This is a genomic window from Pseudomonas sp. B2M1-30 (genome assembly GCF_025447575.1).
Lineage (GTDB): Bacteria > Pseudomonadota > Gammaproteobacteria > Pseudomonadales > Pseudomonadaceae > Aquipseudomonas > Aquipseudomonas botevensis.
In genome coordinates this window covers 130153-151573 of record NZ_JAOEJT010000004.1, presented here as the reverse complement: position 1 = coordinate 151573, position 21421 = coordinate 130153, and the positions used below count along the sequence as shown (strand labels likewise).

The following is a 21421-nucleotide window of genomic DNA, read 5'->3' as shown; positions in this document are numbered from 1 at the left end:
TTGGCGAAGCCAAACACATCGAGAGGAGGTGCAGCGAAGCAAACCGTAGGCGATGCCCCCGGATGAATCCCGGAACGAAGGAACCCCGAGCCTCAGCGAGGGGCCGTACGCCGGGGCAAGACCTTTGCTTCCTTTGGGGCGTTTGCCAAAGGGAGTCGACCGTCAGGGCGAAACCGCCAGCCGCAACACCCGCAGAAACGGATATTCACCCCCCCAGAGGCCGCCAAGCCCAAAGCAAAAGCCCAAAAACTGTCAAAACCCTGAACACACAACCAGAAACACCCAGCCCCATTGAAACCACCAAACCCGCGCCCCATCTAAGACCCATACCCCATTGCGCAGGTGCCCCATGAGCGACCAGCAAGAATTCCCGGACAGCCCCGACGACTACACCCAGACCGACCACATCGAACACCACTCCACCGGCAAAGGCCTGGCCCTGCCCGGCCAGAACCTGCCGGACAAGGTCTACGTCATCCCGATCCACAACCGCCCGTTCTTCCCGGCCCAGGTCCTGCCGGTCATCGTCAACGAAGAACCCTGGGCCGAAACCCTCGAACTGGTCAGCAAATCCGAACACCACTCCCTGGCGCTGTTCTTCATGGACACGCCCCAGGAAGACCCGCGTCACTTCGACACCAAAGCGCTCCCGCAATACGGCACCCTGGTCAAGGTCCACCACGCCAGCCGTGAAAACGGCAAACTGCAATTCGTCGCCCAGGGCCTGAGCCGCGTGCGCATCAAGACCTGGCTCAAGCACCACCGTCCGCCGTATCTGGTGGAAGTCGAATACCCGCACCAGCCGACCGAGCCGACGGACGAGGTCAAGGCCTACGGCATGGCGCTGATCAACGCGATCAAGGAACTGCTGCCGCTCAACCCGCTGTACAGCGAGGAGCTGAAGAACTACCTCAACCGCTTCAGCCCCAACGATCCGTCGCCGCTGACCGATTTCGCCGCCGCCCTGACCTCCGCCACCGGCCCCGAGCTGCAAGGCGTGCTCGACTGCGTGCCAATGCTCAAGCGCATGGAAAAAGTCCTGCCGATGCTGCGCAAGGAAGTCGAAGTCGCGCGGCTGCAGAAAGAAATCTCCGCAGAAGTGAACCGCAAGATCGGCGAACACCAGCGCGAGTTCTTCCTCAAGGAACAGCTCAAGGTCATCCAGCAGGAACTCGGTCTGACCAAGGATGATCGCAGCGCCGACCTCGAACAGTTCGAGCAGCGTCTGGAAGGCAAGGTCCTGCCGGCGCAGGTGCAGAAACGCCTCGAAGAAGAAATGAACAAGCTGTCGATCCTCGAGACTGGCTCGCCGGAGTACGCAGTCACCCGCAACTACCTCGACTGGACGACCTCGGTGCCCTGGGGCGTGTATGGCGAGGACAAGCTCGACCTCAAGCACGCACGCAAGGTGCTGGACAAACACCACGCCGGCCTCGACGACATCAAGGACCGGATCCTCGAGTTCCTCGCGGTCGGTGCCTACAAAGGCGAGATCAGCGGCTCGATCGTGCTGCTGGTCGGCCCACCGGGCGTGGGCAAGACCAGCGTCGGCAAATCCATCGCCGAATCCCTCGGCCGGCCGTTCTACCGCTTCAGCCTTGGCGGCATGCGTGACGAGGCCGAGATCAAGGGCCACCGCCGCACCTACATCGGCGCCCAGCCGGGCAAACTGGTGCAGGCGTTGAAGGACGTCGAGGTGATGAACCCGGTAATCATGCTCGACGAGATCGACAAGATGGGCCAGAGCTACCAGGGCGACCCGGCCTCGGCGCTGCTGGAAACCCTCGATCCGGAGCAGAACGTCGAATTCCTCGACCACTACCTCGACCTGCGCATGGACCTGTCGAAAGTCCTGTTCGTCTGCACCGCCAACACCCTGGATTCGATTCCCGGCCCGTTGCTGGACCGGATGGAAGTGATTCGCCTGGCGGGCTACATCACCGAAGAAAAAGTCGCCATCGCCAAGCGTCACCTGTGGCCGAAACTGTTGGAGAAGGCTGGCGTGTCCAAGGGCAGCCTGAGCATCAGCGACAGCGCCCTCAAGGCTTTGATCGACGGTTATGCCCGTGAAGCCGGGGTGCGCCAGCTGGAAAAACAGATGGGCAAACTGGTGCGCAAAGCGGTGATGAAGCTGATCGACGACCCGAAAGCGGTGATCAAGCTCGGCCCGAAAGACCTCGAAGCGTCCCTCGGTCATCCGGTGTTCCGTAACGAGCAAGTGCTGTCCGGCACCGGCGTCATCACCGGGCTGGCCTGGACCAGCATGGGCGGCGCGACATTGCCGATCGAAGCGACGCGGATCCACACGTTGAATCGCGGTTTCAAACTCACCGGACAATTGGGTGACGTGATGAAAGAATCGGCGGAGATCGCCTACAGCTACGTCAGCTCGCACCTGAAGTCGTTTGGCGGTGATCCGAAATTCTTCGACGAAGCCTTCGTCCACCTGCACGTGCCGGAAGGCGCGACACCGAAGGACGGCCCGAGCGCCGGGGTGACCATGGCCAGCGCCCTGCTCTCCCTGGCCCGCAACCAGCCGCCGAAAAAAGGCGTGGCGATGACCGGCGAACTGACGCTGACCGGGCATGTGCTGCCGATTGGCGGGGTGCGCGAGAAGGTGATCGCGGCGCGGCGGCAGAAGCTTTTCGAGCTGATCTTGCCGGAAGCGAACCGGGGCAACTTCGAGGAGTTGCCGGATTACCTGAAAGAAGGCATCACCGCGCATTTCGCCAAGCGGTTTGCGGATGTGGCGAAGGTGCTTTTCTGATGACGGCTTGAGCGATCAATCGTCTCCCTCACCCCAGCCCTCTCCCAAAGGGAGAGGGAGCCGATTGTGCGATGCTTCAGAGATGCGTCGACCTGAAAGCTCTTCGCTGAATCCATAATCCACCCGGTCTTCCAGGTCGATGTATAACGCCAGACACCTCACCCTGCCCCTCTCCCTCCGGGAGAGGGTCAGGGTGAGGGGCTTGGCGTTGTCACACTTTGTCTCATCTTCAGTTATGCTCGCCGTTCGTCGCCAACGTCGGAGCTGCTGCCCCCATGTCCCCCATTCGCCTGCTTGTCCCCCTGTCCCTCGCCCTGCTGGCCGCCTGCGCCACGCAACCGAAAACCAACCTGACGGTGGAAAAACAGAGCGAATGCCCGGTGCGGCTGGTCAATGGGCAAAACCTGATCGTCACTCTGCCGAGCAATCCCACCACCGGTTACCGCTGGGCGATCCAGGATTCCGCTGGCGGCGTGTTGCGCGCCCTCAGTCCCGAGGTCTACAGCAATCCAGAGGACGCCGGTGTGGTCGGTGCCGCCGGTCTTTCGACCTGGCGCTTCCAGGCCTTCGCCACCGGCACCGGGCGCCTGCGCCTGACCTCGCAGCAACCGTGGGCGCCGGAAGTGCTGCCGGTGGAAACCTTTGACTGCGCCATTACGGTGAACTGAGCATGGGCTGGCTGATTCTGGCGCTGATGGGCGCGGTGACGTTTCTCTACGGATTGAGCACCCACGCGGCTCTGCTCTGCCTGCTGGTCAAACCGTTGCCGGTGCTGGCGCTGCTCGGCTGGCTGCATGATGCTCCGGCCAGCGACTATCGGCGCTGGATCAGCCTCGGCCTGATTTTTTCCCTGGTCGGCGATGTATTGCTGGCGTGGCCGGGGGATTTGTTCGTGTTTGGCCTCGGCGCGTTTCTGGTTGCCCATCTGGCCTACCTCAAAGCCTATCTCAGCGATTGCCGGCGCCTGGCACTGCTGCCGCTGATGCTCGCGATTGCGTTGGGTGCCGTGCTGCTGGGGATTCTGATTTCCCATGGTCTGGGTCCATTGCTGGTGCCGGTGATCGTCTACGGCACCGCCATCAGCGCGATGCTCTGGCGCGCCCTGGCCCGACTCGGCAGCGGCGTGCCGCAGCGTTCGGCGTTGCTGGCGGCGGCCGGTGCGGTGGCGTTCGTGTTCTCCGACAGCGTGATCGGCATCAACCGCTTCGTGGCACCGTTCAATGCCGCGCCCTACGTCATCATCCTCAGCTACTGGCTCGGCCAGTGGGGGATCACCGCTTCGGCGTTCTCGCAGAGCAAACGCGCGGCCCCATAAAGGCCGATGCTCGCTCCCGCCCGAGGGAAGCGAGCATCGCCAGAAAGCGCTTTATCCGCCAACCCGCGCATCCCCGCGTCAATTTGGCTAAAATGCCGGCCCTCTCCACCGACACCGCCGGAACCGCCGTGAGCAAAGAACCCGATCGCATTTTCGCCCAGCCCCTGGCCCAGGTGCCCGACTTCGCCTTCAACGAGGACGTGGTGCGGGTGTTCCCGGACATGATCAAGCGCTCGGTGCCGGGTTACCCGACCATTGTCGAAAACCTCGGCGTACTCGCGGCGCAGTTCGCTCAACCCGACAGCGTGCTCTACGACCTCGGTGCGTCCCTCGGCGCCGTGACCCAGGCCTTGCGCCGGCACGTACGCAGCGACGGCTGCCGGGTGATCGCGGTGGATAACTCGGCAGCGATGGTCGAGCGCTGCCGCGAATACCTCAACGCGCAGAACTCGATGTTCCAGGAGCTGCTGCCGGTCGAGGTGATCGAGGGCGATATCCTGGCCCTGGAATTTCAACCGGCCTCCGTGGTGGCGTTGAACTTCACCCTGCAATTCATCGCCCCGGAGCAACGCACCGCGCTGCTCTCGCGCATCCGCCAGTCGTTGTTGCCGGGCGGCGCCCTGATTCTCTCGGAGAAGCTGCGTTTCAACGACGCCGAAGAACACTCGCTGCTCACCGACCTGCACGTCGCGTTCAAGCGCGCCAACGGCTACAGCGAACTGGAAATCGCCCAGAAGCGCAGCGCCATCGAAAACGTCATGAAGCCCGACAGCCTCGAAGAACACCGCGAACGCCTGTTGGCCGCCGGGTTCTCGAAAGTCGTGCCGTGGTTCCAGTGTCTTAACTTTGCTTCGTTGATTGCCTTGCCATGATTGATCTGTCCCCCCTCGCCCGCCGTCTGGCCGGCACCCCGCTGGCCGAATGGGCCAACACCCTGCAAGTGCAGCTCGACAAGAAAATGGAGAAAGGTCACGGCGACCTGGAGCGCTGGCAAAGTGCGCTGGACGCCCTGCCGAAGATCCAGCCGAGCGAAGTCGATCTGCTCGACGGCCTGAAGCTGGACAGCGACTGCGACGACGCCACCCGTGCGCAGATGCACACCGCGCTGATGGGCCTCTCGCCGTGGCGCAAGGGGCCGTTCGATCTGTTCGGCGTGCATGTCGACACCGAATGGCGCTCGGACTGGAAATGGTCGCGGGTCGCTCCGCACCTGGACCTCAAGGGCAAGCGCATCCTCGATGTCGGTTGCGGCAACGGCTACTACATGTGGCGCATGCTCGGTGCCGGCGCCGACAGCGTGATTGGCGTCGATCCGAACTGGCTGTTCTTCTGCCAGTTCCAGGCCGTGCAGCGTTACCTGTCGGAACCGAACGCCTGGCACCTGCCCTTCCCGTTCGAAGACCTGCCGCCGAACCTCGAAGGCTTCGACACGGTGTTTTCCATGGGAGTTTTCTACCACCGTCGCTCGCCGATCGAGCATCTGCTGGCGCTCAAGGACTGCCTGGTCAAGGGCGGCGAACTGGTGCTGGAGACGTTGGTGGTCGAAGGCGATCAACAGCAGGTGCTGGTGCCGGAAGATCGTTACGCGCAGATGCGCAACGTGTGGTTCCTGCCTTCGGTGCCGGCGCTGGAGTTGTGGCTGCGCCGCGCCGGTTTCACCGACGTGCGTTGCGTGGACGTGAGCTTCACCACCGTCGAGGAACAGCGCAGCACCGAGTGGATGAAGTATCAATCGCTGAGCGACTTCCTCGACCCCGAGGATCACAGCAAGACCATTGAAGGGTTGCCGGCGCCGATGCGCGCGGTGATCGTCGCGAAGAAATAATCCGGGTTACCTTGTGGGAGCGGGCTACCCGCTCCCACATTGAGTTGTGTATTCAGTCAGAAGACTTGGCGCGCCTTGCTCTGAAGAACTCGGTCAGCACCGCCCCGCACTCCTCCGCCAGCACGCCCCCCTCATACAACACCCGATGGTTGAGAAAGCCCTGGGTGAAGAACTGCCCCTGGCTCTGCACGATCCCCGCCTTGGGTTCCAGCGCACCGTAGACCACCCGCGCGATGCGCGAATGAACGATCAAACCGGCGCACATGCTGCACGGCTCCAGGGTCACGTAAAGGGTGCTGCCGGGCAGGCGATAGTTGCTGACCGCCTGGGCGGCCGCGCGGATCGCAACCATCTCGGCGTGGGCGCTGGGGTCGTTGCCGCTGATCGGGCAATTGAACCCGCGCCCGATGATCTCGCCATCCTGCACCAGCACCGCGCCCACCGGCACTTCGCCAAGCGCCGCGCCTTGCGCCGCGAGGGCCAGGGCTTCGTGCATGAAGTCGCGGTCGCGGCTGCGGTCGATGATCGCCGCCGGGCGAATCTGGCGCATCACTTCACCTCGATGGCGGCCATCAGGCCGGTTTCCATGTGGTCGATCACATGGCAATGGAACATCCACACCCCAGGGTTATCCGCCACCAGCGCCACTTGCGCGCGCTCGTTCTTGCCCAGCAGATAGGTGTCGGTGAAATACGGCACGATCTTGTGCCGGTTCGAGGCTATCACCTTGAAACTCATGCCGTGCAGGTGGATCGGGTGCTGATACTGGGTCATGTTCTTCAGTTCGAAAATGTAGCTCTGGCCCAGCTTCAGGCTGGCGATCGGCCGGTCGGCGCAGGTCTTGTCGGTGATGTCCCAGGCCTTGCCGTTGATCTGCCACAGGCTCGGCGGCTTGCCGTTGTCGACATTGACCGACACCGAACCGACCCATTCGAAATTGAAGTTGAGTTTCTCGGCATTCGCCAGATCCGGCTCGGCCACCGGGTTGGCGGGCAACGCAGGGGGCCAGTCAGTCGGTGCATCCGTGTTGGCCACCGAACGCAGCGTCCCCAGGCGTACCGGGCCGTTGCGCAGCGACAGCTCTTCGCCCGCCGCCGGGGCCTTGATCGCCAGGCAGATGCGCATGCCCGGCCCGAGCCAGTATTCCTTGCCCAGCGGGCGCGGCTGCACCGGGTTGCCGTCCAGCGCGTAGATCTGCGCTTCGACTCCGGGAATGTTGATGCGATAGGTCAGGGTGTTGTCGAGGTTGAGCAGCCGCACCCGGGTGATCTGCCCGGCCGGCAATTCGATCACCGGTGACGGCACACCATTGATCGTCGACAGACGCCCCGCCGTACCGCCACGGGCCGCTTCACGGGGGATGCTGAACTCGACGAAATTACCTTCGTCGTCGATGTGCCAGTTCTTCAGGCTCAGGGTCTTTTCGTATTTGAAGCCGGTGGGCTCGCGCTCTTCGACAATCAGCGGCCCGACCAGCCCGCGCCCCAGCTCTTCGCTGCTGCTGACGTGCGGGTGATACCAATAGCTGCCGGCATCCGGCACGCGGAATTTGTAGTCGAAGTATTCGCCCGGCAGCACCGGCAGTTGCGAGACGTAAGGCACGCCGTCCATTTCCAGCGGCAGACGGATGCCATGCCAATGGATGGTGGTGGCGACCGGCAGATGGTTGATGAAGCGCACCCGCAGCCATTCACCCTGGCGCACGCGCAATTCGGTGCCCGGCGCCGAGGGGCCGAAAGCCCAGGCTTCGGTCTTGTGCCCCGGCACCAGTTCAACGTCCAGGGGTGCCGCGATCAGCTCGTAGTCATGACCCGCGTTGACATCGGCCATTTTACCGAGCCAGTAACGCGAAGCGCCCCCTGCGCCAACACCTACGACAACAAGACCGGCCAGGCCTCCGAGAATTTGGCGACGGGTAAAGGACATGAACTCAACTACCTCACGAATCAGCCGCAGGCCTGGGCGCCCGCAAAAGGCGAATACGATACACCTGCGCTTGCGAAACAGTAAGGGCAGCGCGGCGGATGGCCGCAGCGACCCGTCCGCCCATAGCTCGGGAACGCGCCTGGCAGGTAGTACATATGCACCGCATCAGGGACGCGCCATCGGGTAATGATCAGCCATCACTTCTCAAGGACCGAGCCTACATGCAACCCAATCGCCCCCCGCCACTCCCCAACGCCGCAGACAAGGAAGCCCTCAAGGTCATCGCCGCCCATGTGATCAATACATGCCCCGGCCTGAACGACACCGCCCATCAGGTCGCCAGCGAATTGCTGGGCAAACACGGGATTACCGGCCTGGACCCCGACCGTGTGTATTTTCATCGTTTCAAGACCGCGCAAAGCAGCTCCACGACCTTCACCGGCTGGTAGCACATCCGGGAAAAGCCCTGTGAATCCCTGACCCTGACGCAACTGGTGATCCACCGCTTCCGCGCCACTGACCAGGACAACACCGACCTGCTGGATCTGTACGCCGGTTTCTACACATCAGGCCCGCAGACCGAAGACTTCAACGAAACCAACGAGGTGCGCCTGCATGGCAATGAGGTCTTGAAAGACTTCTGGAGCATCGATTTCAGCGAACGCTATCGCCATCGGCTTCAGACTTTCTGGGATGCTTCCGCCACCGATTTTCGCACCCTGGCCAAATGCAACTTTCTCGTCAAAGCCATCGAAGCCCGGGACGCACGACGGCTGTCTGACGCAGACTTTCAAACCGTGGTCAACGCCGTCATCGGCCCGCTGACCTGGCCTGTCAGCCTGTCTCAGTTGCAAGCCGAAACGCCGCTCGACCAGCACTCGAAGGTGTATGCCCTGGACGTTGCCGGTCATGTGGCGAACAACATTCTGCGCATCATCGACTCCACGGGCCGGCAGATTCTTTACCTGCCCGGCGACGTCGAAGCCTTCGTGGTCTGCGCGACGCCCTCGGACATGCACTGGTGGATCTTGCAGCAGATGAACCAGGCCCACCCGCGACAGCTGTTCCTCAATCACTTTGCGCTGATCGAGCGTCAAGCGATCAGCGAGAACATCAGCGACCTGATGAACCGCCTGGTCAGCAGTTGGGGTCGCGCCGATCATCACTTGATCAACCAGCACGAGCAGGCGATCACCGGGGACGCCTTCACCTGGCTGCGTGATTCGACCCGCACGGCGATGTTTGCCGAAGCCGGGGCAGCGTTGACCTCCAACGCCGACCTGCGCAAAAAACTGTGGGTCGGCTACCTGAGTGCCGGCCTGAAACTGTTCGGCCCGATGGCGGTGGTGGGTTGGCCAGTGGCGCTGCCGGTCATCGGCGCCAGCCTCGCCAGCCTGGGGTTGAACATCGATCAGGCGGTCAACGGCAAGACCGCCGCCGAACGCAAGGAAGGGGTGATCGGCGCGGTGCTGAGCGGTATCGACTTGCTGTTCAACCTGCCGTTTCTCAAGGGTGTCGGATCAATCGCCGAAATCAGCGCGCAAGCCGAAGCCGCAGAGTGGGCCGAATACGCCGAAGGCGCACAGACGCCGGATGAACCTGCCTTTGTCGCTGAAGAGCCCGACGGTCCGTTCCCGCCCGCAACCGACACCCCACCGATGCCCGCCCCGCCGGTACAGCCATCTGTCATCCCGCAGGCCTATCAATGCAACGAACTGCTCGACGGGCTGACGCCGGCGACCGAGGCCGGCAAGTTCCAGGGTGTCTACAGGCTCGACAGCGACCCGCCCTACGCCATTCTGCTGAACGACACGCCCTACTACGTACACTATTTCGCCGACGCCCGAGGCAGCGGTTTCTGGGCGATCGTCGATCCGGCAAAACCGAATCAGTTCATCCACGCCCTGCCAGTGCGCCTGACCGCCGCCGGGACCTGGGAGCGTCTTCCGCGCCTGGGCTTGAAAGCCGGAGGGCAATGCCTGGGCAAGCAGTGCGCACCGGCGTTCGAACTGGACACCTTCGAGCCGGACACCGCCGACGCCCCGGCAGTCGCACCGCCCGTCGATGAGCCACAGCCGTCGACGTCCACCGGTATCGGTCTGGTCCGAACGCCCTACGATGTTGATCCTGCGCAACAGGCAACGCTGAAAAAATGGGCGTTGCGTCTGCCGCAAACCCATCTGCGCTTCGTGATCGGTCCCGAGGGCGACCTGATCGCTCCAGATCATTACCCCGAGCACTTCGCCGAAAAATTCCGCCACCTGGTGAGCTCGGCAAAACGCTTCTATGCCAACCTGCACTGGAACACCCTGCCCCCGCGCCCGGCGCTGCCGGCGATTGAGCCGTCCACGACCATCGAGGCCTTCATCAGCCGTGCGCTGGAGCTGTCACCAGGGCTGGTGATCGCGGAAACACCAGGGCGGATCACCAGCATGCGCCTGCTGATCGAGCACATGCCGACCTTCGCCCGCGCGGGCACAAGAACCCTGTATGTCCATCGCCTGCTCAGCGACTTCGCCCAACTCGATCTGAACCAGTACTTCCACACCGGCAGCATGCCCAGGGATCTGGAAATGTATCTGAGCCGTATGGGCGGCGATCCTCTGGGGCGATTCAATGAACTTGAACTGGTCAAGACCGCACAGCAGCACGGCGTTCGTGTCCAGGCCATCGACTGCACGGCCCTGTACCGGCGGCCGCTCACCCTGCCGCAACCGGAACAGCAGATCGTGGCCAATCACCTGATCCACGACATCATGCTCATTGACCGGTCAATGAACGACACGGGCAAATGGGTAGTCTTGACCGATACCGGCAACATCAACACCTTCCGTGGTCTTCCCGGCCTCGCGGAACTGGAGGGTGGGATCGGGCTGCGTATTGAAGAAGTCGATCCGGGTCAGGGCCAACGGTTCAGCGCCGATCCGGGTATCGACATCCAGCGAGGCCCGGTAGCAAACGCACCGGAGACGGCCGAAACCGTGGATACCTTTCATGCCGATCTGCTGCTGCAGATGGAGGCGCCACCCGTGACGCGCAACCCGTTGCAGACCAGCCGCTTGCTCCAGCGTCCGGGCATGTATGTGTTCGAGCGTACAGAGCAGGGCTACACCCTGGTCCATAGAAGCACCACCGAGCAGATCGTGCGAACGCCGGTTCAAAGGACGGCTGCCGGCTATTACTTCATCGAGCGCCCCACCTGGGCTCGGGTCAATCAGGTGCCCTACGCCAACCTCGAGCGGATGTCCCGGGCGCTGGCTCAGGAATACGGCCTGAGCCTGCAAAGCCAGATTCCGGCTTGAGCAGGTCTGCGTATTAGGGATCTATGCACACCGGGCGGAGCACTCAGGCTCCGCTCGGGTGCTGGTTTCGTTCGCTGGCAGCGGAGTTTTCCTATGCACCCCATCACCTCATACGACAACACGTCGTCCTGCGGTCTGACAGACGTATCACCCGCCACCCTGAAATGATCGTCGCTGCGTTCAACCACCCACGATCAAGGAAAGACTGTGGACACCCTTCAAGACAGCAAACTACCCAACACCGGTGACCGAGAGGCACTCAAGTTATTGGTCCCGAACCTGGTCGAAGCCTGCCCCGACCTGTATGAAATGGCCTGCGCGATCGCCCGGGAGATCCTTGCCAGCCATGACCTTGCCCATCTGGAACCGGAACAGGTCTATTTCCACCGTTTTCACTCGGCTCAGAGCAGTTCGCGAACCTTCACCGGTTGGGAACATCGGCTGGAAACCCCACGCCTGTCGATGACCCTGCCGCAACTGGTCATTCAGCGTTTCAGTGTGCACGACCAGGACAACGCCGATCTGCTCGACGCCGATGCCGGGTTCTACACCGCCGGCCCGAACGCTGGAAATTACGACGAAAGCAACGAAGTACGGCTGCACGCCAATGACGTGCTGAAGGCGTTCTGGGCAATCAACTTTTCCGATCGCTACCAGAAAAAGATCAAGTCGTTCTGGAACAAACACAGCAAGACCTTCCGTGCGCTGGCCAAATGCACCTTCCTCGCCAAGGCCATGGAAGACCGCGAAAGCGGCCGGCTCTCGGATGAAAACTTCAAGACCGTGGTCAAGGCCGTGGCCGGCAATGTCAGCTGGCCGGTGACCCGCCAGATGCTCGAAGACGAGGTTCCGCCAGCCAGGGAAATTCGCGTCAGCCTGCTGAAGATCGGCGGATTCGTGGCGACCGACATCCTGTGCATCATCGATGCTCACGGCCGGAAGATGATCTATGTCCCCGGTGAAGCCTGGGGTGTGCACGCCTTGCAGTCCGACCGTCATGTGCATTGGTGGGTGCTGTCGAAAATCAAAAAGCCGGATGACCGCAAACGCTTCATGGCGCATTTTCAGGTCGCCGATCACGACATTATGGAGGACACCGCCTGGCGACAGAACGCCAAGAAACAATGGCTCGAAGCGTTGAATCCCGGGGCAAATCTGGCCTCGCTGTTTTTCCGTGAGCCGCACATCGAGAACGTCGGGCTCAATCACGTCCTCGACCTGCTGGTGAGCACCTGGGACAGCAACGATCACAAACTGGTCGAGAGCACCGCCGAAACCCTGACCGGTGACGCCTTCACCTTCCTCGCCAGCGCCACCCACGCGCGCATGCTCAGCGACGCCACGTTCATGATGCATACCAACGGCGATCTGCGTAAAAAGCTGTGGATCGGCTACCTCAACGCCTTCAACCGGATGTTCGGCCCCATGGCCGCCGTGGGTTGGCCGGTGGCGCTGGCGGTGGTCGGTGCGGGCATCGCCAACGTCGGCCTGCAGATCGATCAGGCGGTCAACGGCAAAACCCCGCAAGCCCGCAAGTCGGCGGTGACCGCTGCGATCTTCACGGCCATCGATACCCTGTTCAACGCGACGTTCCTCAGGGGGGAAGGCGCACTTCCGGAAATTGCCGAAACCTCCATGGTCATCGAGGAAGAAGAACATCTCGTCGGCACGACACCGACTCGCACGCCATTGCCGCCGCTGGAGGAAATCGCGCCGAAACAGGTGCTCCCGGCTGCACCGGAGGATTTTCTCGAATCGTTCAAGACCACCATCAGCGAACCCACGCTCATCGACCCCGAACATCCGAAGCTCCAGGAGATCATTCAGACCCCTTCGGGCAAGCGTTACATTTACATGCGGCGCGCCGGTGGCGACGGTTTCTATGAAGTCCGTTATGTCGAGCAGATGCGCAGTTGGGTCATCATCGATCCGGTTCATCCCTACTCGTTCTATCGCAACGTGCCGGTACGCCTGAACGAGGCACTGAAATGGGAACCGGCTGCCCGCCCCGGCCTGCGGGGCGGCATGAAAATCTTCGGCGAATGGCCCTGGGGACACACGTCCAGCCCGCTGCCGGAGCTTGCGAGCGAACCGCTGCCCTATGACGTTGCGCAAACGTCGGCAACGGAACTGCGACCACTGGCCGAAAACCGCCTCGATGACTTTCCGCTGGACCGCGTGGAGCACAGCGACAGCCTCTATCAGGACTTCAAGACGCTGCGGCGCAGCCTGTATGACGACGCCATCGACTTCTACTCCACCCCAGGCCTGCCCTCGCGCCCGATGGTGCCAACCTTCAAGCCCTCGACTTCGTTCGCCGACATGAGCAAACGACTGCTCAAAGAGATACCCGGTCTGGTGATCGGCCAGGAAAACGCTACCACCGGCGCCCGGCAACTGCTGATCGACAACTTCAAGGCACTGAACAAGCAGAAAGTCAGAACCTTGTACCTGGACCAGTTGCTGACAGACTTCCATCAGGCCGACCTCGACGCGTTCCACCGGACCGGGAAGCTGCCGCCTTCTCTGGAAGAATCCCTGAAAGCCATCGATATCCACCTGGGCACTGATCCGACAGGTCCCCACAGTTATCTGGAACTGGTGAAGGCCGCACAGAAAAATCATATCCGCGTACAAGCCATCGACTGCATGGCCAGCCGCCGCTTTCCGACCATGGAGCACACGTCACAGGTCAGCAGCCGCAAGATGCTGAACTACTTTTCCGACACCGCGATCCGCGCCGACCAGGCTGCCCACGGCGCCAACCCCTGGGTGGCATTGGTCGACGAAGAACGGGCCAGCGTTCTTGAAGGTGTTCCCGGCCTCGGCGAGCAGCAAGGTGTCGTTGCGATTCGTGTAGAAGAAGTGCCGGTGGGCAAGGCTGGCGGAGTGTCGATCGATCCGGGCAAAAAGGTCCACGACCTGCTGGGCCAGACCGTTGATCTGATCAAGAGCGACCTGCGCCTGCAACTGGAGGCCTCGCCAACGATCACGGCTCGCAACATCGACGAGGCCTTGCCCAGAGGTGGCATGTTCATGATCGATGAATCCACCACGCTGATTCATCGCAGCGGCGACGGCACGCTGGTTCGTACACCGATCCAGCACGATGCCGGCGGTTTTTCCATCGTTCGCCCGCGCTGGACTTCGGTCAGTGGACGACACTTCGACAGCGTGCATGAACTCGCCATCGCGCTGGAAGATGAAGGTCTGTCGCTGAGACGCGTGCGCATCGATCCAAAGGCAGGCCAGTCGCCGGTCATCGAGCCGCCCTCCTCCGCCGCCACGAGTGCGACCGTCGACCCGGAGTCCATGATGCCCGACAAGGCGCTGTTCGATTCGCCGTATGAAATTCCACAAGCGTTTCGCGGGGAATTAAAGCCGTCGGCCTTGAACCCTGACAGCCGCACACTCGGCGATCAATTCGTCAGCCTGGACGAAGACACCGGCATGGAAACCTTCCGGGCCCTGCGCCAAAAACTGCATCAGGAGGCCACACGTTTTTACGCCGAACTGGAACTCCCGCCCCGTCGGGCAGTGCCGCCAGTCGACCCGGCCGCCGACCCCGAGGCGTTCATCGACTGGTGGATCAATCACTACGACGGATTGGCCATCGGAGAGAGCCACGGCGAGGTCGGCAGCAAACGCTGGCTGATCGAAAACATGCCGGAACTCAGCCGCCGGGGCGTGCAGACGCTGTATCTGGAACACCTGATGACCGACTTTCACCAGGTATCGCTGAACAACTATTACCGCACCGGCGTCATGCCCCGGGATCTGGAGCGGTATCTGCAAACACTGGACCGGGGCCACATGACCGATCCGATGGGGCGTTACACCTTTCTTGAGCTGGTACAGACAGCACGCAACAAACGCGTGCGGATTCAGGCAATCGACTGCATGACCAGTTATCGTCTGAGCGGCATGAAAGGCCTACAGCGCACGACCCGTCAGAAAATGATGAACTACTACGCCCACACGATCATCGAGGCCGACCGCGCTGCGAGGGGGCCACAAAAGTGGATCGCGCTGATGGGTAACTCCCATGCCAACACCTACGAAGGCGCCATCGGCGTCAGCGAAACGGAAGGCGCTCTCGGGCTGCGAATAGAGGACGTGCCCAAGGGCCAGGCCAGCGGATACCAGCCAGACCCAGGCCGAACGTTCGTTTACCAGGACGGCCGGCCCACGGGCGTGGTCAAGAGCGATCTGCGCCTGCAAATGGAAACCCCGTGGGCTGCCCGGTCGATCGAGAACACCGAGAAACTGCTGACCCGTCCGGGGATGTACACCCTGACGAGAGAGCCTGGCGGTACATCGCTGCTGCATCGCGGGCGCGACAACCTCATCGTCAAGACACGCATCAACCACGAATCCGGCCGCTACTTCATCGAGCGCCCGGCCTGGCCGACGCTGCATGAAAAACGCTTCGACAGCATGCTCGGCTTGATTGATGCGCTGAATGGCCGGGGCCTGACCCTGGCCGGCTGGTCGGGCGCGTTGTAACCGCCAACAAAAAGGCCGCGTGAACAGTGTTCACACGGCCTTTTGCGATACCTGCGGTTACGCCGTCAAGGCGTGGGCAGGATCATTCCCACTCAATGGTCGCCGGCGGCTTGCTCGACACGTCGTAGGTGACGCGGGAGATGCCTTCGATTTCATTGATGATGCGGCCGGAAACGGTTTCCAGCAGTTCGTAAGGCAGGTGTGCCCAACGCGCGGTCATGAAGTCGATGGTTTCCACCGCACGCAGGGCCACGACCCAGGCGTAACGACGACCATCGCCCACCACGCCAACCGACTTCACTGGCTGGAACACCACGAATGCCTGGCTGACCTTGTGATACCAGTCGGCCTTGCGCAGTTCTTCGATGAAGATGTGGTCGGCGCGACGCAGCAGGTCGGCGTATTCCTTCTTCACTTCACCGAGGATCCGCACACCCAGGCCTGGGCCCGGGAACGGGTGACGGTAGACCATGTCGTACGGCAGGCCCAGCTCCAGGCCCAGACGACGGACTTCGTCCTTGAACAGTTCGCGCAGTGGCTCGACCAGTTTCAGGTTCATTTCTTCCGGCAGGCCGCCCACGTTGTGGTGCGACTTGATCACATGAGCCTTGCCGCTTTTCGCGCCAGCCGATTCGATCACGTCCGGGTAGATGGTGCCCTGGGCCAGGTACTTGATGTTTTCCAGCTTGCAGGATTCGGCGTCGAACACGTCGATGAAGGTACGGCCGATGATCTTGCGCTTCTTCTCCGGGTCGGCTTCGCCGGCCAGGTTGCCGAGGAACTGGTCTTCAGCGTTGGCGCGGATCACCTTGACGCCCATGTTCTCGGCGAACATGGCCATCACTTGCTCACCTTCATGCAGACGCAGCAGGCCGTTGTCGACGAACACGCAGGTCAGTTGGTCGCCGATGGCCTTGTGCAGCAGCGCCGCAACCACCGAGGAGTCGACACCGCCGGACAGACCCAGCAGCACGTTGTCGGTGCCGACCTGGGCACGGATGTTGGCGATGGCGTCTTCGGCAATCTTCGACGGCGTCCACAGGGCTTCGCAACCGCAGATGTCGAGGATGAAGCGCGACAGGATGCGACCGCCCTGCTTGGTGTGGGTCACTTCCGGGTGGAACTGCACGCCGTAGTAGGCCAGATCGTCGTTGAACATGCCGGCGATCGGGCAGCTCGGGGTGCTGGCCAGAACGTGGAAGTCGCCCGGCATCTTGGTGACCTTGTCACCGTGGCTCATCCAGACGTCGAGGCCGAATACGCCGTCGGCATCGACGTGGTCTTCGATGCCATCGAGCAGGCGGCTCTTGCCAACCACGTCAACGCGGGCATAACCGAACTCACGCAGCTCGGAACCCTCAACCTTGCCGCCCAGTTGCTCGGCCATGGTCTGCATGCCGTAGCAGATACCGAAGACCGGTACGCCCAGATCGAACACGGCCTGTGGGCAGCGCGGGCTGTTGGCTTCGTGTACGGACTCGGGGCCGCCGGCGAGGATGACACCTTTTGGAGCGAACTCACGGATCGCATCTTCGTCCATGTCGAACGGGTGCAGTTCGCAGTACACGCCGATCTCGCGCACGCGGCGGGCGATCAGTTGGGTGTACTGGGAGCCGAAGTCGAGGATCAGGATGCGGTGAGCGTGAATGTCGAGGGCCATGATTCAGTCTCGTCTAAGTAATTCAGAAACAGTCTTGATTCAGAAACAACTCGGGGCTGAATAAAACAGCCCCGGTCGTTAACTTTTTGCTTGAAGGCTCAACCTACGCGGTAGTTTGGCGCTTCCTTGGTGATCTGCACGTCGTGAACGTGGGATTCGGCCATGCCGGCACCGGTGATCCGCACGAACTCAGGCTTGGTGCGCATCTCTTCGATGTTGGCGCTACCGGTGTAGCCCATCGAGGAGCGCAGGCCGCCCATCAACTGGTGGATGATCGCAGTCAGGGTGCCCTTGTACGGAACACGCCCTTCGATGCCTTCCGGAACCAGTTTCTCGGCACCCGCCGAGGAGTCCTGGAAGTAACGGTCGGAAGAGCCTTGCGCCTGGGACATTGCACCCAGCGAGCCCATGCCGCGATAAGCCTTGTACGAACGGCCCTGGAACAGTTCGATTTCGCCCGGCGCTTCTTCAGTACCGGCGAACATCGAGCCCATCATCACTGCCGAGGCACCGGCCACGATGGCCTTGGACAGGTCACCGGAGAAACGGATGCCACCGTCGGCGATCAACGGAACACCGGTGCCTTCGAGGGCGGCGGCGACGTTGGCGATGGCGCTGATTTGCGGCACGCCGACACCGGCGACGATACGGGTGGTGCAGATCGAGCCAGGGCCGATACCGACCTTGACGGCGTCGGCGCCGGCTTCGGCCAGGGCCTTGGCGGCTGCGCCGGTGGCGATGTTGCCGCCGATCACCTGCACTTCAGGGAAGTTCTGCTTGACCCAGCGAACGCGGTCGATCACACCTTTGGAGTGACCGTGCGCGGTGTCGACCACCACCACGTCCACGCCGGCATTGACCAGGGCGGCGACGCGGTCACCGGTGTCTTTACCGGTGCCGACCGCAGCGCCGACGCGCAGACGACCTTGATCGTCCTTGCTCGCCAGCGGGTAGGCCTTGGCTTTTTCGATGTCGTTGACGGTCATCATGCCCTTGAGGGCGAATTTGTCGTCGACGATCAGCACGCGCTCGATGCGGTGCTTGTGCAGCAGTTCGCGGGCTTCGTTCTTGTTGGCGCCTTCCTTGACGGTGACCAGACGCTCTTTCGGCGTCATCACGTCGCGGACCAGGGCGTCCAGACGGTTTTCGAAACGCACGTCACGGGAAGTGACGATGCCGACCAGGTCGCCATCGTGCAGTACCGGAACGCCGGAAATGTTGTGCATGCGGGTCAGTTCGAACAGATCACGCACCGTGGCATCGGCCTCGATGGTGATAGGGTCCTTGACCACACCGGCTTCGAACTTCTTGACCTTGCGCACTTCGGCAGCTTGCTGCTCGATGGTCATGTTCTTGTGGATGATGCCGATGCCACCTTCCTGAGCCATGGCGATCGCCAGACGGGCTTCAGTAACGGTGTCCATGGCGGCAGAAACCAGAGGAATGTTCAGCTCGATGCCACGGGTAAGGCGGGTCTTCAGACTGACTTCGTTAGGAAGAACCTCGGAATAACCGGGCACTAGGAGAATGTCGTCGAATGTCAGAGCTTCTTGGCTGATACGCAGCATCGCGGGGGCTCCCGAGCGGGAAAATGGAAGCGCGCCATTATACTCAGACACCCCACCGGGCTCAATGTAAAACTCTGTCGAATATCAATGTTGCTGATGTACGGGAATGAGCGCCCTTACAACTCCACTTTCACCCAGCTCACCGGTTGGTCGAGCCAGTCGGCGAATTCGTCGATAAAACTCTGCTTGAAGCCAGCTTCCAGCCAGTTATTGAAGATGAACCCGAGGTTGGAAAACGCACACGGCTGCAAATACAGAAAGCCGTTGATGTCGTCTTCGTGCCCGCATTCGGGGCAGGTGAAGTTGTCGGTGCGCCCCGGCATCCAGTCTTCGAGGCTTTCGAACAGCGCCTCTCCCACCTCCTGCCGACACTCGGCGCAACCGGCCTCTTCGAGAAAGCCCTTGGCCGGGGTGTAGATGCAACGTTTTACGATGATCTCCAGACCATTGACCGGCTCACCGAACGGCAGCGCTTCGGGATGCAGCACCACGGCACGCGCGCCCTCGGCCAGGGCATGACCCATGCGGTTGCCGGTGCGCCCGCAGGTGGTCAACTCTTCCTGCACGATGTTCTTGCGCACCAGCCAGCGCACGATCGCCCGCGCCCGGGGTTCGTGGACCGGCAGGGTGGAGATTTTCGGGACGAGGATGCTTTGCGAATTCATGGATAGTCCTGCGGCATGGCTTCTGACGTCTTTGCAGGCTTGCCCGCGAAGCGTCTTGACGGCCGGCAGCTTAATCCCTGACGCAATCCGGTCAAGTACTCAAATAGCGACCGATCAGCGCAATCCCGCTCGCCAGCACCAGCCAGGTCACCAGCCGCACGAAAGCCTCGCGGGACAGGCGCATGGTCAGCCGCCGTCCGATCCACAAGCCCAGCGCCATCGCCGGCAACAAACAAAACGCGAGCAGCAACAAGGGTAGCTCGGCATACACACCGGCGATGGCGAACAGACTCAAGCGCACCACCGTGCTGCAACTGATCAGCGCACTCTGTGTCGCCCGGGCCGCCTCCTTGGGCAGCCGGCTGTTGAGATAGATCGCGTATAAAAAGCCACCGCTGCCGAACAGCGCACCGAACAATCCGCCCACGGTGCCCATCGGTACTGCCCATGCGGCAGATAATTGCGCCGGCCGGGTTTTGACCCATAGGCTATAAACCGCATAGGCGCTGATGAACAGCCCCATCAACAGCAGCAACAGATCCGACTTGAGGTTGAGCAGAAATATCACGCCCAGCGTGCAGCCCACCGCCATGCACGGCAGCAGTCGCAGCAATTCGGGCCTGGCGACGTCTCGCCGCGATGGCAACAGATTGCCGAACGCCGCGACGAAATCCAGCAGCACCAGCAGCGGCACGATCTTCGACAGCGGCATGAACAGAATCAGGATCGGCCCCGCCACCAGTGCCGTGCCAAAACCGGCAATGCCAAACACGATGTAGGCCAGCGCGATACCGAGCCCGACCACCGCCCAGCCGCCCGCGCCCCACGACCACTCACTCAACAAACCCACCACGCTCATCAATCCGCTTCCTTTATAAGCCTGAGATGACTTTAGCCAGCGCCGAAGGTTGCGACTAATATCTTCAAGGCCGATCACTCATCTCGAAAAGGCATACCTTGTGCTTTCAACCCGTCAATTGCGTTACTTCGTGGAAATCGCCGAGTGCGGCAGCTTCAGCGCGGCGGCCGAACGCCTGTTCATCGCGCAATCGGCACTGAGCCGGCAGATCAAGGACATGGAAACCCGCCTGCAAACGCCGCTGTTCGAACGCACCGCCCGCCAGCCCCGTCTCACGGCAGCAGGCGAAGCCTTTCTGCCACGGGCGAGGAATCTGCTCAATGAACTGACCCAGGCCAGCGCCATGGCCACCGACATCGGCCACGGCCAGCTCGGCACCTTGCGCCTGAGCCATTCCAGCACCGTGCCGATCAGCGGACGCCTTTTGACCGATATCAGCACCTATCTCGAGCGCCAGCCCGGCGTGTCGCTGGACATCGGCAAACTGTCCTCGGAAGCGCAACTGGAGGAACTGGCCGAGGGCCGTCTCGACCTTGGCCTGCTGCGCCTGCCGGTATTGCGTCAGCGCGAAGGCGTGCAGATCGTGCCGCTGTTCACCGAACGCCTGTTGCTCGCGCTGCCGGCCAGTCATCGACTGGCCAGCGCGCGCACCGTCGAACTGGCGCAATTGCAGGACGAGGCGTTCATTTCCATTCCCCATCCGCAACGGGGCGGCCTGAGCTATTTATGCGCGGACTTGTGCATGCGTCAGGGCTTCTTTCCGAAAGCGGCGCGGGTGATGTCGCGCAAGACCACTCAGTTGCAATTGATCCAGGCTGGATTCGGCATCGCCCTGCTGCCGGAGTCGATGCAGGACATCGCACCGTCCGGCGTACGCTTTCTGCCGCTGGCCGATCCCGACTGCCAGAGCACCGTCGCCCTCGCCTATCGCCAGTCACCCTCGCCCCTGCTGCGGCAGTTCATCCAGGCCCTCACACGAAAAAGCGATTTGTGCTGACTCATGGAGATTGATCGCCGAATGCCTTTAA

At 61.9% G+C, this 21421-nt stretch carries 15 protein-coding genes; 9 read left to right on the top strand and 6 right to left on the bottom strand.

Translation table 11 applies throughout. The features are described from left to right. Positions 1-349 precede the first annotated feature (349 nt). The 5 genes from lon to cmoB all read left to right on the top strand — a co-directional run bounded on the left by lon (position 350) and on the right by cmoB (position 5907). Complete coding sequence (gene lon, locus N8H74_RS10220; RefSeq protein ID WP_225930165.1) at positions 350-2767, top strand: endopeptidase La; 2418 nt, start codon at positions 350-352, stop codon at positions 2765-2767. A 275-nt stretch (positions 2768-3042) separates the two neighbouring features. Further along, the gene (locus tag N8H74_RS10215; RefSeq protein ID WP_217833914.1) at positions 3043-3435 is read left to right on the top strand and encodes a protease inhibitor I42 family protein; all 393 of its coding nucleotides are present in this window, start codon (positions 3043-3045) and stop codon (positions 3433-3435) included. 2 nt (positions 3436-3437) lie between these two features. Then, on the top strand, positions 3438-4082 hold the full coding sequence (locus N8H74_RS10210) for a lysoplasmalogenase (RefSeq protein ID WP_262147320.1): 645 nt from the start codon (positions 3438-3440) through the stop codon (positions 4080-4082). Positions 4083-4174: 92 nt separating this feature from the next. Then, positions 4175-4954: a carboxy-S-adenosyl-L-methionine synthase CmoA gene (gene cmoA, locus N8H74_RS10205; RefSeq protein ID WP_262147318.1), complete on the top strand. Its 780-nt coding sequence runs from the start codon at positions 4175-4177 to the stop codon at positions 4952-4954. Then, on the top strand, positions 4951-5907 hold the full coding sequence (gene cmoB / locus N8H74_RS10200; protein WP_262147317.1) for a tRNA 5-methoxyuridine(34)/uridine 5-oxyacetic acid(34) synthase CmoB: 957 nt from the start codon (positions 4951-4953) through the stop codon (positions 5905-5907). The genes cmoA and cmoB overlap by 4 nt, the downstream gene beginning before the upstream one ends. 52 nt (positions 5908-5959) lie before the next feature. Here cmoB and tadA read toward each other — a convergent pair whose 3' ends face one another. Together tadA and N8H74_RS10190 are read right to left on the bottom strand one after the other, a co-directional pair. Continuing rightward, a complete protein-coding gene (tadA, locus tag N8H74_RS10195) occupies positions 5960-6457 on the bottom strand; it encodes a tRNA adenosine(34) deaminase TadA (protein ID WP_217833918.1) in 498 nt (165 codons plus the stop codon). Next, complete coding sequence (locus N8H74_RS10190; RefSeq protein WP_262147315.1) at positions 6457-7833, bottom strand: multicopper oxidase family protein; 1377 nt, start codon at positions 7831-7833, stop codon at positions 6457-6459. The genes tadA and N8H74_RS10190 overlap by 1 nt, the downstream gene beginning before the upstream one ends. 221 nt (positions 7834-8054) lie before the next feature. Here N8H74_RS10190 and N8H74_RS10185 point away from each other — a divergent pair, with 221 nt between their 5' ends. From N8H74_RS10185 to N8H74_RS10175, 3 genes are all read left to right on the top strand, one after another. Continuing rightward, positions 8055-8282, top strand: coding sequence for a hypothetical protein (locus tag N8H74_RS10185; RefSeq protein WP_262147313.1), 228 nt, complete (start codon positions 8055-8057; stop codon positions 8280-8282). A 3-nt stretch (positions 8283-8285) separates the two neighbouring features. Continuing rightward, positions 8286-11135: a membrane-targeted effector domain-containing toxin gene (locus N8H74_RS10180; RefSeq protein WP_347710404.1), complete on the top strand. Its 2850-nt coding sequence runs from the start codon at positions 8286-8288 to the stop codon at positions 11133-11135. A gap of 207 nt (positions 11136-11342) precedes the next feature. After that, positions 11343-15641, top strand: a complete 4299-nt coding sequence (locus N8H74_RS10175; RefSeq protein ID WP_262147308.1) for a membrane-targeted effector domain-containing toxin — start codon at positions 11343-11345, stop codon at positions 15639-15641. A gap of 82 nt (positions 15642-15723) precedes the next feature. On the opposite strand, the gene guaA is transcribed toward N8H74_RS10175, so the two are convergent. From guaA to N8H74_RS10155, 4 genes are all read right to left on the bottom strand, one after another. After that, positions 15724-17301, bottom strand: coding sequence for a glutamine-hydrolyzing GMP synthase (gene guaA / locus N8H74_RS10170; RefSeq protein WP_217833921.1), 1578 nt, complete (start codon positions 17299-17301; stop codon positions 15724-15726). A gap of 98 nt (positions 17302-17399) precedes the next feature. Next, a complete protein-coding gene (guaB, locus tag N8H74_RS10165) occupies positions 17400-18869 on the bottom strand; it encodes an IMP dehydrogenase (RefSeq protein WP_217833922.1) in 1470 nt (489 codons plus the stop codon). Between the two features lie 116 nt (positions 18870-18985). Beyond that, entirely contained in the window at positions 18986-19534 is a 549-nt protein-coding gene (locus tag N8H74_RS10160) for a sugar ABC transporter ATPase (protein WP_217833923.1), read from the bottom strand. Positions 19535-19625: 91 nt separating this feature from the next. Next, positions 19626-20393: a sulfite exporter TauE/SafE family protein gene (locus N8H74_RS10155; RefSeq protein WP_262147306.1), complete on the bottom strand. Its 768-nt coding sequence runs from the start codon at positions 20391-20393 to the stop codon at positions 19626-19628. Positions 20394-20493: 100 nt separating this feature from the next. Between N8H74_RS10155 and N8H74_RS10150 the strand changes: the two genes are divergently transcribed. Beyond that, positions 20494-21390, top strand: coding sequence for a LysR substrate-binding domain-containing protein (locus N8H74_RS10150; RefSeq protein WP_262147304.1), 897 nt, complete (start codon positions 20494-20496; stop codon positions 21388-21390). Positions 21391-21421 lie beyond the last annotated feature (31 nt).

What these genes read in the sequence shown, in the direction of transcription:
- cmoA (WP_262147318.1), top strand. Translation starts at nt 4,175, where the DNA reads ATGCCGGCCCTCTCCACCGACACCGCCGGAACCGCCGTGAGCAAAGAA.
- guaA (WP_217833921.1), bottom strand. Translation starts at nt 17,301, where the DNA reads ATGGCCCTCGACATTCACGCTCACCGCATCCTGATCCTCGACTTCGGC.
- N8H74_RS10215 (WP_217833914.1), top strand. Translation starts at nt 3,043, where the DNA reads ATGTCCCCCATTCGCCTGCTTGTCCCCCTGTCCCTCGCCCTGCTGGCC.
- N8H74_RS10155 (WP_262147306.1), bottom strand. Translation starts at nt 20,393, where the DNA reads ATGAGCGTGGTGGGTTTGTTGAGTGAGTGGTCGTGGGGCGCGGGCGGC.
- N8H74_RS10190 (WP_262147315.1), bottom strand. Translation starts at nt 7,833, where the DNA reads ATGTCCTTTACCCGTCGCCAAATTCTCGGAGGCCTGGCCGGTCTTGTT.
- cmoB (WP_262147317.1), top strand. Translation starts at nt 4,951, where the DNA reads ATGATTGATCTGTCCCCCCTCGCCCGCCGTCTGGCCGGCACCCCGCTG.
- tadA (WP_217833918.1), bottom strand. Translation starts at nt 6,457, where the DNA reads ATGCGCCAGATTCGCCCGGCGGCGATCATCGACCGCAGCCGCGACCGC.
- N8H74_RS10160 (WP_217833923.1), bottom strand. Translation starts at nt 19,534, where the DNA reads ATGAATTCGCAAAGCATCCTCGTCCCGAAAATCTCCACCCTGCCGGTC.
- guaB (WP_217833922.1), bottom strand. Translation starts at nt 18,869, where the DNA reads ATGCTGCGTATCAGCCAAGAAGCTCTGACATTCGACGACATTCTCCTA.
- N8H74_RS10210 (WP_262147320.1), top strand. Translation starts at nt 3,438, where the DNA reads ATGGGCTGGCTGATTCTGGCGCTGATGGGCGCGGTGACGTTTCTCTAC.
- lon (WP_225930165.1), top strand. Translation starts at nt 350, where the DNA reads ATGAGCGACCAGCAAGAATTCCCGGACAGCCCCGACGACTACACCCAG.
- N8H74_RS10185 (WP_262147313.1), top strand. Translation starts at nt 8,055, where the DNA reads ATGCAACCCAATCGCCCCCCGCCACTCCCCAACGCCGCAGACAAGGAA.